Annotated in this window: 13 protein-coding genes; 5 read left to right on the top strand and 8 right to left on the bottom strand. The window is 61.0% G+C overall.

Features of this window, described 5'->3' with window-relative positions; genetic code table 11:
* The first annotated feature begins 170 nt into the window (after window positions 1-170).
* From ROI90_RS07475 to ROI90_RS07465, 3 genes are all read left to right on the top strand, one after another.
* Window positions 171-404, top strand: a complete 234-nt coding sequence (locus ROI90_RS07475; RefSeq protein ID WP_315997708.1) for a hypothetical protein — start codon at window positions 171-173, stop codon at window positions 402-404.
* Window positions 397-744, top strand: a complete 348-nt coding sequence (locus ROI90_RS07470) for a hypothetical protein (protein ID WP_315997707.1) — start codon at window positions 397-399, stop codon at window positions 742-744. Before ROI90_RS07475 ends, ROI90_RS07470 begins: the two co-directional genes overlap by 8 nt.
* Before the next feature lie 193 nt (window positions 745-937).
* Entirely contained in the window at window positions 938-1,582 is a 645-nt protein-coding gene (locus ROI90_RS07465) for a cytochrome c oxidase subunit 3 (RefSeq protein WP_315997706.1), read from the top strand.
* A 179-nt stretch (window positions 1,583-1,761) separates the two neighbouring features.
* Here the strand turns inward: ROI90_RS07465 and ROI90_RS07460 are convergent, their stop codons facing one another.
* Window positions 1,762-4,008, bottom strand: coding sequence for a T9SS type B sorting domain-containing protein (locus ROI90_RS07460; protein WP_315997705.1), 2,247 nt, complete (start codon window positions 4,006-4,008; stop codon window positions 1,762-1,764).
* A 129-nt stretch (window positions 4,009-4,137) separates the two neighbouring features.
* On the opposite strand from ROI90_RS07460, the gene ROI90_RS07455 reads away from it, so the two are divergent.
* On the top strand, window positions 4,138-6,159 hold the full coding sequence (locus tag ROI90_RS07455; RefSeq protein WP_315997704.1) for a M1 family aminopeptidase: 2,022 nt from the start codon (window positions 4,138-4,140) through the stop codon (window positions 6,157-6,159).
* Between the two features lie 88 nt (window positions 6,160-6,247).
* Here ROI90_RS07455 and ROI90_RS07450 read toward each other — a convergent pair whose 3' ends face one another.
* The 3 genes from ROI90_RS07450 to ROI90_RS07440 form a co-directional block, all read right to left on the bottom strand.
* Window positions 6,248-6,877: a hypothetical protein gene (locus ROI90_RS07450; protein WP_315997703.1), complete on the bottom strand. Its 630-nt coding sequence runs from the start codon at window positions 6,875-6,877 to the stop codon at window positions 6,248-6,250.
* A 193-nt stretch (window positions 6,878-7,070) separates the two neighbouring features.
* Window positions 7,071-7,511, bottom strand: coding sequence for a DUF2147 domain-containing protein (locus ROI90_RS07445; protein WP_315997702.1), 441 nt, complete (start codon window positions 7,509-7,511; stop codon window positions 7,071-7,073).
* Window positions 7,512-8,261: 750 nt separating this feature from the next.
* On the bottom strand, window positions 8,262-8,807 hold the full coding sequence (locus ROI90_RS07440) for a C40 family peptidase (RefSeq protein ID WP_315997701.1): 546 nt from the start codon (window positions 8,805-8,807) through the stop codon (window positions 8,262-8,264).
* Window positions 8,808-9,049: 242 nt separating this feature from the next.
* Here ROI90_RS07440 and ROI90_RS07435 point away from each other — a divergent pair, with 242 nt between their 5' ends.
* A complete protein-coding gene (locus ROI90_RS07435; RefSeq protein WP_315997700.1) occupies window positions 9,050-10,858 on the top strand; it encodes a M61 family metallopeptidase in 1,809 nt (602 codons plus the stop codon).
* Window positions 10,859-11,108: 250 nt separating this feature from the next.
* On the opposite strand, the gene ROI90_RS07430 is transcribed toward ROI90_RS07435, so the two are convergent.
* From ROI90_RS07430 to ROI90_RS07415, 4 genes are all read right to left on the bottom strand, one after another.
* Window positions 11,109-12,677, bottom strand: a complete 1,569-nt coding sequence (locus ROI90_RS07430) for a S8 family peptidase (RefSeq protein WP_315997699.1) — start codon at window positions 12,675-12,677, stop codon at window positions 11,109-11,111.
* Window positions 12,678-12,875: 198 nt separating this feature from the next.
* Window positions 12,876-14,810 carry a KUP/HAK/KT family potassium transporter gene (locus ROI90_RS07425; RefSeq protein WP_315997698.1) on the bottom strand — a complete coding sequence of 645 codons (1,935 nt, stop codon included), beginning with the start codon at window positions 14,808-14,810 and terminating at the stop codon, window positions 12,876-12,878.
* Between the two features lie 134 nt (window positions 14,811-14,944).
* Window positions 14,945-15,604, bottom strand: coding sequence for a hypothetical protein (locus ROI90_RS07420; RefSeq protein WP_315997697.1), 660 nt, complete (start codon window positions 15,602-15,604; stop codon window positions 14,945-14,947).
* Between the two features lie 38 nt (window positions 15,605-15,642).
* Window positions 15,643-16,275 (bottom strand): FKBP-type peptidyl-prolyl cis-trans isomerase, encoded by a 633-nt coding sequence (locus ROI90_RS07415; protein WP_315997696.1) that lies wholly within the window; start codon window positions 16,273-16,275, stop codon window positions 15,643-15,645.
* Window positions 16,276-16,328 lie beyond the last annotated feature (53 nt).

Raw genomic sequence — 16,328 nt, 5'->3', positions numbered from 1 at the left:
GCAGGCAAATGCCTTGCCAGACGAAGCATGTAACTTGCTCCCGCCACGGCCGTTTGTCGGGAGGCGGCCTTAGTAGCCTGCCGGGTTGGTGCCTTTGGGGCCGCCCGGCCATAGGGCGGCCCTGTGGCGCGCTTGTTTCCTTGTATTCTCACTGTTTGTACTTTGTACCCATGCCTGAACAATCAACTTCCTGGGCCGATACCGCAGCTTCTCTGCTCTCCAAGCTTTCGGGCGGAGTAGAATTGGCCCTCAACTTCGAACAAATGGAATTGCAGGTGCCCAACCCCCAGAATCCGGCAGCTCCCACCACCTGGCGGCTGAACGGCTCGTTGCGGGTGCGTACCCGGGGCGAGAACCCGCCCAGCCCCACCTTGCCGCCTGCCAACCCCTCGTCCGTTGGCTAGGGGGCTTGATGTAGAGGCCCGCTTGGTTATCAGCTTCGACGGGGACGATATTCAGGTGGCGGGCTCGGGGGGCTATCTGATTATCAACCTGCCCAGCCAGCGCGTGCTGGACAAGCTCACCAGCGGCCCGCCCAAAGACCCTAACGCCCCGGCATCGCCCCGCACCGGCCCCAAACCCGACCCCATGCAGCAGCTCAACGACCTGGCCCACCAGCTGGGTTTGGTGCTGGATTTGCGCGTGGGCGGCAAAACCTATGTCACCTTCGGCACCGGCCGCTCGGCCAAAATTTCGCTGAATGCCGTGCTGGGCAAAATCGGCTCCTTCTTCCGCAACGACTAATCGGTGCCCGGGCTAGCCACCCACTAAAGCAGCCCCATCCCCGGCTCGGTAGTACCCCCAAAAGTCGTACGCCGGGGATGGGCGCAACTGCGTATTTTGCTCGGAAGCCTACGGTTGGGTTTCAGGCGCCCGCCCCCGGAACTAATGGGTGCTTAATTGGTTTGCAACCACGTACGCACTACCGTTTTATAGCATGAATTCCGACTTTGAACGCAGCAACAAAATAGGCTCCAACCGCCCCGCTTCCTCCTTTCGGCGACTGGAGCGGGTGCCCATGCTGCTGCTGATGCTGTACGTGGGGCTGGCGGGGGTAGCAGCCCTGTTTGTGGTGCTTATTGGGGCCTACACGTACACGCGGCTGCACAACGGCGAAGCGGCCGGTGTCTACCCGTTGCCGCGCTATTTCTCGCTGAGCACCATTGTGCTGCTGGTCAGTAGCTACGTGGTGGCCCAGAGCCCGCGCCTGTACGCCCAGGATGACCTCTCAGGCCTTTCGCGCTGCTTAGGTGCAACTCTGCTGCTGAGTAGCATCTTTGCCGGCCTGCAACTACTGGGCTGGCAGGAGCTGACCCGGCAGGGCCTGACCATTACCGGCGACACCAGCGTCCGGTTCCTGTTCCTGATTTCGGGGGTGCACGTGGCCCACGTGCTGGGGGGCATGCTGTTTCTGCTGGTGCTGCTGGTACGCACCCACCAAGCCTCCCGCGACGCGGTGCGCGGGCTAGTGTTTATCCGCAACCCCTACCGCCGCCTCCAGCTGCGCATGATTACGCTCTACTGGCATTTCATTGATGGGGTATGGCTGGCGCTTTTTGCCGCTTTTCTTTTTCTGTACTAATGATGAGAGAATAGAACACCCGGCAGGCTGTAAGTTTGAGCAATGGGTATTAAACAGCCCCCTAGTAGTGGTTTGATTCCACTGCCAGGGGGCTGCTCGTTACAGGAGCCTCGTCAAGCGGGGAAGACGGCATTTCCCAACAGGCACCGTTCAACTCGCATATTTCCAACTGCTATACCTTAGTTGGCAATGGTTACGGTGCCTTTGTATTTCTTGCCGTCCGTAAATTCAATCAGGTAGAAGTATACGCCGGCCGGGAGCCGGCCCCCGTCCCAGCGGAAGCTGCGGTTGGCCGAGCGGTACACCTGGTTACCCCAGCGGGAAAAAATCAGGATATCGGCAAACCGGGAGTCGCAGAAGTCGGGCGGGAGGTTGGCCTGGGCATTGTCGAGGGTGAATTCGTCGTTTTTGCCATCCACGGTGTAGGGCGTAATGATATTGGGCGGCAGAAAGGGCTGTGCCTGGGGCGGTTCCACCTCGAAGCGGACGGTGCGGGTGCGGGGCTGGGGCCGGCAGGTAGTTTCCTGAAGCTGAAAAGTGACTTCCAGCCCGTTGCGCCGCACGGCTTCACAGTCGCTCACCCACCGGAACGTAGCGGCGGCTGTGCCCGCGCCGTTGCGGGGCGTAAACGTCATGCCGGCCGCGGCCAGGTCGAAGCCATTACCGGCCGCCGACAGCACCAGGCCATCCTGCTCCAGGTCGGTGCCGCTCAGCGTGGCCTCAAACACCCCACCAATTGGGCGTCGCACTACCGTAATGGAGTCGGCGGCTACGGGGGGGCTGAAGGAGGTGGTGAGGGCTGGGGGCGTGTTGCGGTAGTCAATCTGAATAGGTATGACTACCGTAGTTGGCTGCAGCTCATTACAGGGGGAGGCGGCGGCCGTAAACTCAAATTCGTAGAGTGGCTTGTCCACGGCCCGGCAGTCTACGCGCCAGCTGAAGCGCCCATTCAGCCCAGTTCCCGCCGAGCCCTGGCTGAGGGTAGCACCCAGGCCAGCGGGTGCAAATCCCCGGCCCGTCATGGTCAGGGTGAGCGGGTCACCGTCGGGGTCTGTGGCGTTCAGGTCGAAGGTTATCAGGTCGCCCACGCGGGCGCGCAGGGGTAGGGCCGCCGTGGTTTTCAGCTGGGGTGGGCCGTTGGGGTTAGGCACCGAGATAAAGGCAATGCGCACCGTGTCGCGCTTGGGCAAGCTGCAGCCGTTGTCGGCCACCATCACATCCAGCAGGTATACCCCTTGCTTGGAACTCAGGCATTCCGGAAAGCACAGGCGCGAAACCAGCGTATCGGGCTGGCCAGGGGCCCGCACGGTGCCCTGCAGCACACTAAGCGTAGGTAGCGGCCCCGTAAAGTTTACGGGCCGCAACGAGAGGGTGAGGGCCGATGTGGGGTCGGCATCGGTGAAGCGCAGGGTGACGCACCGGTTGTTGCCGGGCGTTAGGCGCAGGGTGTCGCGGCCCGGCAAGTAGGCCCGGGTAGTGCCCGGCAGCTGCATGAGCACCTTGGGGCGGGCATTGGTAGAGCAGGGAATGACTTTCAGCTGAAAATCGCGCCGTACTTCGCCCAGGCGCACGCCCTTGCGGTACTCAGTGCAGCGGATGGCGAATACAAACAAGCCCACCTGGGTGGGGCGCACCTCCAGCCGCCCGCTCAGCCGCCCGATGCTGAGGCCAGGCGCCCCCGGAATCTGGTTGGTAGCACTCAGGCCCGGCAGCCAGGAGATGGGGGCGTAGGGGGCGGGGTCAGCAAACCCCGGGTTGGGAAAAGCGGCGGTAGTATGGCCGTTGAGGGGCGTTACCAGGTCGTATACCAGCGAGTCGCCATCGATATCCTGGCCCCCAAAGTTGTAGTAAAACAGCTCACCCCGGCAGGCATAGTCGCTGAGGGGCGGGAAGATGCGGGGCGTGGAGTTGCGCAGGGCTGCGCCATTGCGGGTAACGGGCGGAATTTCCAGGTAAAAGGTTTGGGCGGCTCCGCTGGGGTTGAGGATGTTGTTGATGCCATTGTTGCGGCAGCACCGCTCCACGGCAATGTAGTAGCCGGCCGCATTGGCGTAGGTTTGGGGCGGCAGGGTAATCAGGCGGCTGTATACGATGCGGCGCGTGACCAAATCGGGGTTGGTACAGGCGGGACTGGTATAAGCCACCAGGGTGTTGCTGGTTTGGCGCAGGGCCACGTTCAGCATGCGGCGGTTCGAGCCTATTTCGAACAGGCTGGCTACCATTTCGGGGTCCAGGGCGCCGGGCTGCCCGTTCACGGCATCAAAATACAGGTTGAGGGTAAGCTGGTAATCATTCCCGCTGAGGTACTGCAAATCCAGCTCCCCACCCACAATGTGCGTGGCTTGCACCGGCCGCGCCAGGGCCAGCACCAGCACCAACGATGCTAATAGGCCTTTGAACAGGTAACGAAACGTAGAAGTGGGCATAGAAGAAGGTAAAGTAGCTGCCTGTCAGGAAGGTACAACAGCTTTACACAATTACGGCTCTGCCCGGCCATAATCAGTGGCAGTCACGTACTTTCGTCTATCTGCCCACTAGCCCGTGCCCGCCCACCTATGTGCCTGAAATTCTACCGCTTATTGCTGAGTGGCCTGCTGTTGAGCTTGCCCCTGGCTGCCCAGATTCCGGCCTACCGCCCCACCGCCGCCGACCTAACCGGCGCCGCCGCCGATGCCTGCGTGCAAACCCACGCCCGGGCGGCGGCCCGTCCCGCATACGCCAGCCTCAGCCACCGCCAGAAAATGGCCCGCTACGATGTTAAGTACTACAAGCTCGACCTCAACCTGACCAATACCGCCCGCACCGTCAGCGGGGCCGTAACCATGCGGGCCCGCACCAACGTGCAACCCCTCGATTCCCTGGCCTTCGAACTGTACTCTACCTATACCATCGACTCAGTGGTGGTGAACGGGCGGCGCAGCCTGGGTTTCCGGCGCGTAGGCCTGGGCGATGTGACCGTGGGCCTCAGCCAGGCAGTGGCCTCGGCTACGCTGTTCAATGCCATCATCTACTACCGGGGTACGGCCCCCAACGGCAACTCGGCCGCCATCGGCAATGCCCTGGACACCCGCGTGGCCCCCACCTATGGGGTAAGTACCACCTGGAGCCTCTCCGAGCCTTATAATGCCTACGAGTGGTGGCCCTGCAAGCAGGTGCTTACCGATAAGGCCGATTCGTCGGATGTCTGGGTTTCAACGGCCGCTGCCAACAAGGTTGGCTCCAACGGTGTGCTGGTTAATACCACCTCGCTCCCCGGTGGGCAGGTGCGCTACGAGTGGAAGTCGCGCCACCCCATTGATTACTACCTGATTTCGGTGGCCGTGGGGCCGTATGTGGAGTACGTAAACTACGCCAGCCCTGCCGGCGGCCCGCGTATTCCCATCGTCAACTATGTCTACAATCAGGCGGCTCTCAACGCGTTTCGTACGGAAATCGACCGCACGCCCGGTTTCCTGGAGTACTTCTCGGAAGCAGCGGGGCTGTATCCGTTTGCCGATGAGAAGTACGGCCATAGCATGGCCCCCATTGGGGGCGGCATGGAGCACCAGACCATGACTACCCAGGACGGATTCACCTTCACGCTGACGGCCCACGAGCTATTTCACCAGTGGTTCGGCGACCATGTAACCTGCGGAGCCTGGGAGGATATCTGGCTGAATGAGGGCTTTGCTTCTTATGGCGAGTACCTTTCGTTAAACCGCTTCAGTACCCCGGCGGCGGCCCTCTCCTGGATGAACCAAGCCCATACCTCCGCCATGAGCCAGCCCGGCGGCAGCGTATTCGTGTCGGATACCACCAGCGTCGGCCGAATTTTTAGCTCCCGCCTCAGCTATAAGAAAGGGGCTGCCGTGGTGCACATGCTGCGCTACCTGCTCAACGACGACGTAAAGTTCTTCCGGGCTCTGCGCACTTACCAGAATACCTACGGCGGCCGCACCGCCCGCACCCGCGACCTGCAGCGCGTGTTTGAGGCCGAAGTCGGCCGCTCTTTGCAGTACTTCTTCGACCAGTGGTTTCGGGGCGAAGGCTACCCCACGTTTACCGTGCGCTGGAACCAGGCCAACGGGCTGGTATACATCCAGAACACCGAAACTACCTCTATGCCCGCCGTAACGCCATTTTTCTCCACGGAGGTGGATTACCGGCTTACTTTCACTGATGGCAGCACCCGCACCATTCGCCTGCCCCAGTACCAGCCCGTAGTTTCAGCAGCCGTGGCCGAGTCGCGCGCCATCAGCACCATCACCGTCGACCCCGACCAGTGGCTGCTCAACGGTACCGGCCCCATCACCCGCGACAATGGGCTGGTGACCGGCACCCGCCAGGGGAGCCGCCTAGCGGCCATTACCGTGTATCCCAACCCTTGCCGTGACCAACTCCGGCTCGCCGACTTTAGCGGGGGGCTGGCCACCGCCGAGGTTACTGATGCTACCGGCCGGGTAGTGCTGCGCCAGCCCGTAACTGCGGCCGCCCCCGTGCTGTACACGGCGGCGCTGGCTCCCGGTATCTACCGTCTGCGTCTGGTAAGCAAAAGCGGGGTGGTGGCCCAGGCCCGTTTCGTGCGTGCTTCGGAGTAATTCCGGCCTAACGCCCTGGCATAAAAAAGCCCCCGATACAGCTTGTCGGGGGCTTTTTTGTGGTTTGGATCTTATTGTCGTTGTTTACTTAAAGCTTGGCATACTGCTTTATGCGTTGTTGCACCTCGGCAGGAGCGGCGGGCTGGTTGAAAACCGCATCAACCAATTCATCAAAAGAAGCCGCTGGCGTGAAAATAGCATCCGCGAACGGGTTGCTGAATAGACGAATAAAGCCGGGTTGCCCATTGATGCTCACCAAGTCCACGGTAACGTTGCCGTATTGCTGGTTGCAGCGGCCCGAGCTGGTGCAGTCGTTGGGCCGGGGCTTGAGGAAATACTTCTGGGTGGATTCCGTAAACGTATCGTGCCGCACGGTACGGTGGTCGGCCGCGCCCAGGTGGTAGCCCAGCGCCAGCACTCGGTCCCGGATGTAGTCGAACAGGTGCTGGAAGTTGCCGGGGCCAATGCTGGGGTCGTACAGGAATACGGCGGCCTGGCGGTGGGGCTCCCGGGCCAGTTGCACCCGGAAGGGGGCACTAGGCAAACCGGCCTTCTGATAATGATAAGCTTTAAAGTACGGCCCCATCCAGTTCAGGTACACCTGCTGCGCCAGCCATTGCTGGCGCACCCGCTCCTGCGCCGCACTGCGCTGAAGGGGCTGCCACTCGCCGGAAGGGGGCGGGGAGCCGGAAAAAAGCCGTTTAAGGAAGTCAGACAAAACGTGCAGGGTAGTTTCAAGGGTAACACCGCGCCCGGCGAATGGTTTAAAGGAAAGAACCTAGGCCAAGCGCTTAAATTCAGTCAGGCTATGGGCCACAGAACCCGCTCGTTTTGGTAGGTATTGCTGGCTTGGGCATAAAAAAAGGCTTCTTCTGGTACCAGAAGAAGCCTTTCTTAGAGTAATCGTGGGCTTATTTCACCCGCGTCCAGGTCTGCGACTTGCCAATGAGCGAGAAGCCGATGTAGCCCTTCACCTCCATGGTGTTGGCGTTTTCCATTTTCATGTAGCAGGAGTACGTTTTGCCGCTTTCCGGGTCGTAGATCTTGCCATCATCCCACTTGTTGTCACTGTCGTACTCAAAGCCTTGCATGAACACCATGCCCAGGCGAGGACGGCTGCGCAGCTTGGGGTCGGGGTTTACGGTATCGGTTTTGGGCTTGCCGGTTTTGGGGTCGTTAGGCACGGTGAGGCTCACAATTTTACCGCACAGCTTGTTGCCGCACTTGTAGATTTCAAACGTGGCCTTCTTCTCCGAGTTCTGCCAAATACCCAGCGGGGAGAGGGTTTGGGCCGAGGCCGCGCCAGCCAGCGTCAGAAACAGGCCCAGACACAGAAACAGAAATTTTTTCATGGTGATGATGAAGTAAATGTGGGGTTTTCGGGAAAAAGATAGAGGAAAACTCAGTAACAACGGCAAAATGTAGCTGAGCTATTTCTCGGGTTCAGGTGGCAAGTTTGGGGCCAGGCTTTTATAACCAGTTGTCGGCAAAAAATATAGCTAATTAAAGTCTTTGATGATCAGGTAGATGAAATAAAGATAGGGTGGGAGGCCTAGAAAAAGGGGTTTTTATTTTGAACCATCCCCCAGGCTTTTAACTTTACTAACCGTAGCGAGTGCTACAGCCCCCGCCAAGCCGCCCTAAGGTGCTGGGAAGCGCGGCCGGGGTTATGTCGGATCTAAAGAAAGGAGGTACAAAATGTCTAGTAGTCCCAAACAAATCCTGCCAAGCCTGTCGAATGTAGTCCGCTTCACCGCCGGACGCGCTTAACAACAGCTTTCGCGCGGAACTCGCTCTTACCTGAGTTATTTCCCGCATTCTGGCAAGGTCTTACAACGTAGATGGCGGGCCTGTACCCCAGGCCAGTCGCTTGGTAAGATTTGAAGGATTAGATGCCCGGTTCACCCAGCAGCCTCACAACGGAGGACCTGCATAGGTGGCCGGGCATCGTTGCGTTCAGCAAGTTGTGAACTTGTGAAGGGTGAATTTGTGAACGGGCTGCTTGCCTGATTTCGAGCAGAGAAGCCCGGAACACATGACAGTCCGAACACTCCTCGGGAATTATCAGGCATTCACAACTTCACCTTTCACAACTTCACCCTCTACAGCACCCGGCGCACCTGCATGAAGCGCCGCTCATAGTCGGTGCCTTCCACCTGACTGATTTTCACGCCCGATTCGCGGCGGGCCGAGGAGGAATGGATGAAGCGGAGCGGCTCACCGGGCTGGCTGAGCACGATGCCCGCGTGGCCGGGCGTGGTGGCCGTTTGGGCCGTGCCCGTGAATACTATAATGTCGCCGGGGCGGGCCTGGGTGCGGGGCACGGGCCGGCCCACATCAATGAGCAGAGCCGTGGAGTGGGGGACGGGTACTTTGTGACGGGCAAACACGTAGTTCACAAAGCCGGAGCAGTCGAAACCAGTTTCGGGGGTGCTGCCAGCGTAGCAGTAGTTGGTGCCCAGCTGGCGCAGGGCAAACGCCACAATGCTGTCGGCGCGCGGGGTAGCCTTATTACTGATTACGTAGGCCACTGCCTTGGCCGGCATTGGTGCAACAGGCTCGGGCGCGGCGGCTGGCGGGCCACCCCACACGGCCCAGCCTACCAGCCCGGCCACTAACCCCAGAAATACAAGCCAGACGATACGCATAGGAACAGGAGCCAAGGTTGAGCTGCTTCCGTAACGGGAGAGGCTGCGGGCGGGTTCGAAGGGCAAGACGGATAAACCCGGCTGAAGCTGCATGGGCAGATGAAGTAATGGGTGAAGTACGCGGCAGGAGCGAGCGGGCAATTTTGCGGCCAGGCTTGCAGCCTTTAAGGCTTTTCCCCGTTCTTTGGCGGCCCGGCGGTTGCAGCCGCCACCTACCCGTTTACCTCTCACCCCACTTCCTGATGCACCTGATTCGTACCCGCCGCCTGGCGGTCCTGGCCTTTGGTGGCCTGTTGAGCCTGGCGGCTTCGGCGGCCACGGCCGCGCCCGTGCTGCGCTACACGCTTTCCATGCCCGCCCCGCAAACTCACTACTTTGAGGTGGATATGCAGCTCGACGGCTTCAGCAAAGCCTACACCGACGTGAAAATGCCCGTGTGGGCTCCCGGCTCCTACCTGGTGCGGGAGTTTGCCAAGAACGTGGAGGGCTTCGAGGCCAGCGCCGGCTCGGAAAAGCTGCGCACCGAGAAAATCAGCAAGAATACCTGGCGGATATTTCACAGCGGGGCCAAAAACTTCCGGGTGCATTACCGCGTGTACGCCTTCGAGCTGAGCGTGCGCACCAGCTTTATTGACGGGGCCCACGGCTACGTGAACGGTACCAGCGTGTTCATGTACCCCGCCGAGGCCAAAATGCTGCCCAGCACCCTGGAAGTGAAGCCCGCCGCCGGTTGGGGCCAAGTAAGCACCAGCCTCAAGCCCGCCGGTGGCACCTTCACCTACCGCTCCGCGAGCTACGATGAGCTGGCCGACTCGCCCATCGAAATCGGCAACCAGAAAATCTACTCCTTCACCGCCAACGGCACGCCCCACACGGTGGCCATGTTCGGCGACCCGAAAGTGGACGAGCAGCGCCTCACCCGCGACATGCAGCGCGTGTGCGAGGAGGCCCACCAGGTGGTCGGCAAAAACCCCCTGGACCGCTACGTATTCATTGTGCACAACATCGACCGGGGCACCGGCGGCCTGGAGCACCTGTTTTCCACCACGCTGTCGGTGTCGCGCAACGCGTATTCCTCAGAAGCCGGCTGGAAGGGTTTTCTGGGCCTCGTGGCCCACGAGTACTTCCACCTCTGGAACGTGAAGCGCATCCGGCCGGTGGCGCTGGGGCCGTTTGATTACGACAACGAGAACTACACCCGCATGCTGTGGGTGAGCGAAGGCGGCACCGAGTATTTCTCCAACCTGATTGTACAGCGCGCCGGCTTCGTGAGCCCCGATGAGTACCTGGGTGACTTGAGCAACGGCATTAATCGGGTCGAAAACACGCCCGGCAACAAGCAGCAGTCGGCCGCCGAGTCGAGCTTCGATGCCTGGATCAAGTACTACCGCCCCAACGAAAACTCCGCCAACACCGGCATCAGCTACTACGACAAGGGCGAGGTAATCGGGGCCGTGCTGGACCTCATGATCATTCAGGAAACCAAAGGGCAGAAGCACCTGGACGACGTAATGCGCTACCTCTACGACCAGTACTACACCAAGCTGGGCCGGGGCTTCACCGACCAGGAGTACCAGGATGCCGTGGCCAAAGTAGCCGGCCGCCGCTATGATGATTTCTTCCGCCGCTACGTGTACGGCACCGAAACCCTGCCCTACGAGCAGGCCCTGGGCTACGCCGGCCTCAAGCTGAACACCACCCCGGCCGCCGCTACCGATGCGGCGCTGGGAGCCGGCATCAGTCCCGCCGGTGGCCGCCAAACCGTTAGCAGCGTGCTGCGCGACGGTAGCGCTTGGCAGGGCGGCCTGAGCGTGGGCGACGAAATCCTGAGCCTCGACGGAGCCCGCGTAACCGACGACCTCAACAAGCTACTGGCCGGCCGGGCCGTGGGCTCCACGGTGAAGCTGCTGGTAACCCGCGACGGGCAAATCCGGGAAGTGACTTTCCCGGTGCTGGCCTCACCGGCCCGCCGCTACCGCATCGAGCGGCAGCCCAACCCCACCGCCGAGCAGCAAGCCGTGCTGGCCAAATGGCTGCCGGTAAAGAAATGAATTAAAAATTGAGAAGTAAAAATGGAAAATGGGCCGTTCAACGATTCCACTTGGAATGTTGAACGGCCCATTTTTCATTGAAGCTGTTTAGAAAGTCGTAAAAATCAATAGAATGTCATGCAGAGCGGAGCGAAGCATCTCGCGTGCTGACGTTGCAGTAGTAATCAGACGTCAGCACGCGAGATGCTTCGCTCCACTCTGCATGACGTTCCACCACTTTCTAAACAGCTTCATTTCTACTTCTCAATTTTTAATTGGTCAAAGCGCCCACCGCCGAGGCCAGGTTCACGCGGCCCCAGCCGAAGTTGGGGTCCCGGCTGCTGCGGTTGGAGCTGGCCGCTATCAGGCGGCTCTGGATCTGGGCGCGGGTTTCGGTGGGGTACTTCGACCAGACCACGGCCGCCATGCCCGCCAGGCTGGCGGTGGCCATCGAGGAGCCCCCAATGGTGCCGGGCGCGTCGCCGCTCTGGGCCAGGGTGAGGGGGCGCAGGTTGTTGCTCGTGCGCTGCATCACCACGGTAAACTCCACGTCGGGGCCCACGTGGCACTCGTCGCAGCGGGTGGTCAGGTTGTCTTTTACGCCCGTTACGGCCACGGCCTCGGCCAGGGAAGCCGGGTAGATAACCCCCACAAATCCCGCCGACCAATCAAACGAAGTGCCGGCCGCGCAGAAGATGAGCTTGCCCTTGCCGTAGGCGTAGCGAATGGCATCCGTCATCTGCGAAGCCGAGGTAAGCCGCCCCATGCTCATGCTGATGATGCGCACATCGGCGCGGTTGCCGGCCAGTAGGTAGGCGTCCGTGACGCCCTGCACCTCCCGGCTGGCATCCAGAAATACGTCTTCGGCGGCCCGTACCGTAATCAGGTTGGCGTTGTAGGCAATACCCACCGAGGCTCCATCCGTGCCGCGCGGGGCGGCGCAGGCCCCGGCCATGCCAGTACCGTGCCCGCAGGCGTCGTTGGGGGTTTCGGCGTCGCCGTAGGGAATGCCGAAAATGGTGTTGCGGGGCAGTGTGACCAGCCGCTCTAGGGTGCGGCCGGTGCTTAGGCCCTGGTTGAAGGCGGCACCCAGGTTTTCCTGCGTTCCGGAGGCCCCGGTGTCGATAATCAGCACTTTGGTGCCCCGGCCGGTGCTCTGGCCCCAGGCCGCCCGGATGCCGTGGTACACATCGGCCTGGTTCCAGGAAGATTTGCTGCCGTTGCTGAGCACGGTGTAGTCGGAGCCGGCAACCAGGCCAGCGGTGGCCGTGTTGCTGCCGCAGCCGCTGCTGCTCAGGATGGCAGCGGCCCGGCTGGCGGGCTGGCGGTTGGGCTCATAGCCAATGGGCTCGGCGTAGCGCACCAGCCCCGATTCGCGCAGGGCCTTGATGGTACTCAGCTCCCGCACGGTTACGGTGAGTACCGGCAGCGCATTCGGCTCGAATACCGCCAGTTTTTCGGCGGTCAGCTCCGGGCGGGTGAGTTGCTCCTGGGCCAGAATCAGGGCCAGTACCTGCTGGCGGGCCTGCTGCCACTCGGGGCTCCGGCGGGCATCCTCGGGCAGGGCCGCCGTGGCCCGCACCGTAGCCGGCCGGTACCCCACCGACAGCACGTGGTCGGACTGTTCCAGGGCGCTCCAGACGGTGTGGGCCGAGGCCTTGTTCCAGTCGAACTCGCCCGTCTGGCGCAGGGTGCCGAGGATCTGCTCATCGAGCTGGCGCAGGCTCAGGGCGGTGGTGGGGTCGGGCTGGGGCGCGGGCACCTGGTCGGCGGCATCGTGCTGGCAGGCCGCCAACGCCAGGGCCAGCCCCGTTACCGAGGCAAGGGTAAGAGTACGCATAGAATGGTGGGTTTTGGTTGGGAAAAGAACGATTGAATAAAGGAAGCAGAATATAGGATAAGTACAACGTATAGAATTATGTTCGGCTTGCCGAACAGTTGCCGGCTACCCTTTGGCAGCCGGCAAACCGCACCAAAAAAGGCCCTGCTACTCGGGAGTAGCAGGGCCTTTCTGACTTGATTCCGAAGCATCAGAAACTTACCGCACGCGCTTGAGGGCCACGTCGCGGACGGGCGTAATCACCAGCGGTACTTTCTCCACTTTCACCGAGCTGGTGTCGAGGCCGAAGTATTTGTCTTCAGAGGCAATGAACTGCTTGATGTAGAAGTAGGCCTGCATCACCAGTTTTTCTACCATCGGGAATTCATTTTCTACCGACAGGAATTTCTCCAGCACCACGAAGCGGAAGTCGCCGGTAACGTGCTGCTTGCTGAGGCTTTCGTAGCGGGAGGTGATGTCCACTTCCTTGTTGCGCACCAGGTCTTCCACCACTTTGCGGAAGTAGAGGTTGATGCGCTGCTCCACCCGGAAACCCAGTCGGAAGGTGATGCGGAACACGTCATCCTTTGCCAGCTCGGTTACCTTGTACTCCATGGTGTACGGCTCGTCGGTGGTATCCACGTGCACAAACCAGTAGATGTCGGCGCGCTTGGGCCGCTTCTGGAAGATGGAGTAGATGATCTTGGACTCGATTTCCGACTGCCGCTCCGCCGACGACATAAACACGAGGTGCGTGGCGTACTTGGACACCGTTTCGTCGTTGCTCAACTCTTTCAGTGCTTCCACGTAGGGTTCAATCTTCACAAACTCCGTGAGGCGGCGTTTGATGTAGAAGGCCCGCAGCCACACGTACATCACGCCCATGAGGGTGATGCCAATGGCCAGAGAAACCCAGCCGCCGTGGGGAAATTTGATGAGGTTGGCAATCAGGAAGGAGCCTTCAATAGCCCCGTATACCAGGGCAAACAGCACAATGGCCGGCAGCGGCACCCGTTTGGAGCGCAGCCACATGATGAGTAGAATGGTGGTCATGAGCATGGTGAGCGTGATGGCCAGACCGTAGGCCGCTTCCATGTTTTCCGACTTGCGGAAGTACAGCACCACGGCAATGCAGCCCAGCAGCAGTAGCCTGTTCATGCTGGGCACGTACAGCTGGCCCTTCACGTCGGTGGGGTAGTTGAGCTTTACCTTGGGCCACATGTTCAGGCGGATAGCCTCGGCCACCAGCGTAAAAGAACCCGTGATGAGGGCCTGGGAGGCAATGATGGCCGCAATGGTGGCAATACCGATACCGATGAGCAGGAACCACTCCGGCATCAGCTCATAGAAGGGGTTGCGCTTGTTGAGCATCTCGCCCTGGTGCGCGAGCAGCCAGCCGCCCTGGCCCAGGTAGTTCAGCACCAGGCACGACTTCACGAAAATCCAGCTGATGCGGATATTGCCCTTGCCGCAGTGGCCCAGGTCGGAGTACAGCGCCTCGGCCCCGGTGGTGCACAGGAACACCGCGCCCAGCAGCCAGAAACCGCCGGGGTAGTTCACCAGCAAGTCGTAGGCGTAGTAGGGGTTGAGGGCCTTCAGGATTTCGGGGTGCTGCATCACGCCGGTAACGCCCAGCACCGCCAGCATGGAAAACCACACGAACATAATCGGCCCGAAGGCCTTGCCCACAATCTGGGTTCCGAAGCTTTGCAGCAGAAACAGCCCCGCGATAATGCCGATGACGATGGGTACCGTGGGAATATTCGGATACACCGCTTCCAGCCCTTCAATGGCCGAAGAAACCGAAATGGGCGGCGTAATTACCCCATCGGCCAGCAAAGCCGAGCCCCCGATGATGGCAATGGCCGACAGCCAGGCCCCGCGCCGGCGCACCAGGGCGTAGAGCGAGAAAATGCCGCCCTCCCCGTTGTTATCGGCGTTGAGGGTGAGCAGCACGTACTTGATGGTGGTCTGGAGCGTGAGCGTCCAGAAAACGCAGGAAATACCCCCCAGCACAAGCATCGGGTTGATCTGCTCCGGAACAATGGCCTTCATTACGTACAGCGGCGAGGTGCCGATGTCGCCGTAGATAATGCCGAGGGCAATGAGCAAGCCGGCCGAGGAAATGGCGGTGTGCTGGTGTTTGGCGTCCATGAGAGGAGTACTAGTGAGAGAATAGCGGGTTTTTTACAGGCGGGGCCAAAGGTAGCAGTTGAACCCGAATGCAGGCTCCAACCTCAGCCGCGCTTACGCAGGTGCCAGGGAAAAGGGTAAGGCCAAACAGATAATCAGGGTGTGAGGCCCGCCGGAGGAGCTGCCCGCTGGCTGCGCCAGTCGGCTAAAGCCAACCAGTAGGTGGCCGTAGCGGCAGCCTCGTCGTGGCGCTGCCGGATGCGGTAGTTGGCTTCCTGGGCCAGCTGCTGCCAGCTGCGGGCCGGCCCCGCCAAGGCAAAGTGGCGGGTTTCCTGGCCCGGGCGGTGCAGGCGCCAGCGGTTGGTACCCCGCGCGCCCCAGGCCAGCAGAGCCACGCCCAGCCCCATGCCCAGGGCGGCCGTCACTGAGCGCAGCCAGTACTGCAGAAACCCCAGTAGAAAGGCGCACAGAATAAAAGCCCCCAGCAACACGCCCAGTAGCCAGCGTACCGGGCGCACGTCCACGCCTTCCAACTCCCGCCAGCCAAACAGCTCCCCGTTCAGCTCCAGACCGTCGTTGGTCAGGACCACGCGACTATCCTCGCTGCGCAGGGTGGCAAATTGCACGGGCGGGGCGGGCGGTACCGGCGGGAGCAGCGGCTGGCTGAACGTGCCGGGCTGGTCGTTAGGCTCGGGTCCGGCCGAATTGTGGGGAGAAGGGATAGAGTGGTCCATAGCCGAAAAAGCCCCACTGCCGGTGGTGGTCCGTACCCAACTGGGGGGTACGAGGCGCACGGGTGGCAGCGGGGCTTGCATGTAAGCGGGTAGAAAAGAAGTGCTTTTCTGGGTCCCGGCTAGCGGTTTACCTTCAGCAGCTCCACGTCAAAAATCAGGGCTGAATCGGGGCCGATGTCGCGGCCGGCGCCACGCTTGCCGTAGGCCATGTCCGAGGGAATGTACAGGCGCCACTTCGAGCCTTCGGGCATCAGCTGCAGGGCTTCTGTCCAGCCCGCAATTACCTGGTTCACGCCAAACGTAGCCGGCTGGCCGCGTTGGTAGCTGCTGTCGAATACGTTGCCGTTGAGCAGGGTGCCGTGGTAGTGGGTTGTTACCGAGGAGGAGGGGCCGGGCTTGGGGCCGGTGCCTTCCGTCAGTACCTCGTACTGCAGGCCGCTGGGCAGGGTGGTAACGCCGGGTTTGTTGGCGTTTTCTTTCAGGAAGGCTTCGCCTTCGGCTTTGTTGTTGCTCATATCAGTAGCGTCTTGAGTGTCGTCCTGGTCTTCGCCGCCGCCCAGCTGCTCCTGCAGCTGCTGCATGGCGCCCTGCATCTGCTCGGGGGTGAGGCGGCTGGGCTCACCGGCAATAGCCTCTTTCATGCTCTGGGCAAACACGTCGATGTCCAGATCAAGGCCCTGCTGGGCGAAGTTGCGGGCCATGTCGCGGCCGATGATGTAGCTGATTTGCTCTTTCAAGCCGGTCAGGTTCATAAATCACGGGTTTTGCTGCCTTGCCTGATGCGTAAAGCAGCCCGGTAATAGGG

The sequence above is a fragment of the Hymenobacter endophyticus genome (assembly GCF_032464715.1).
Taxonomy (GTDB): Bacteria; Bacteroidota; Bacteroidia; order Cytophagales; family Hymenobacteraceae; genus Hymenobacter; species Hymenobacter endophyticus.
Note: the sequence above shows the minus strand (reverse complement) of the source record. Positions and strands in the feature narration are given on the sequence as shown.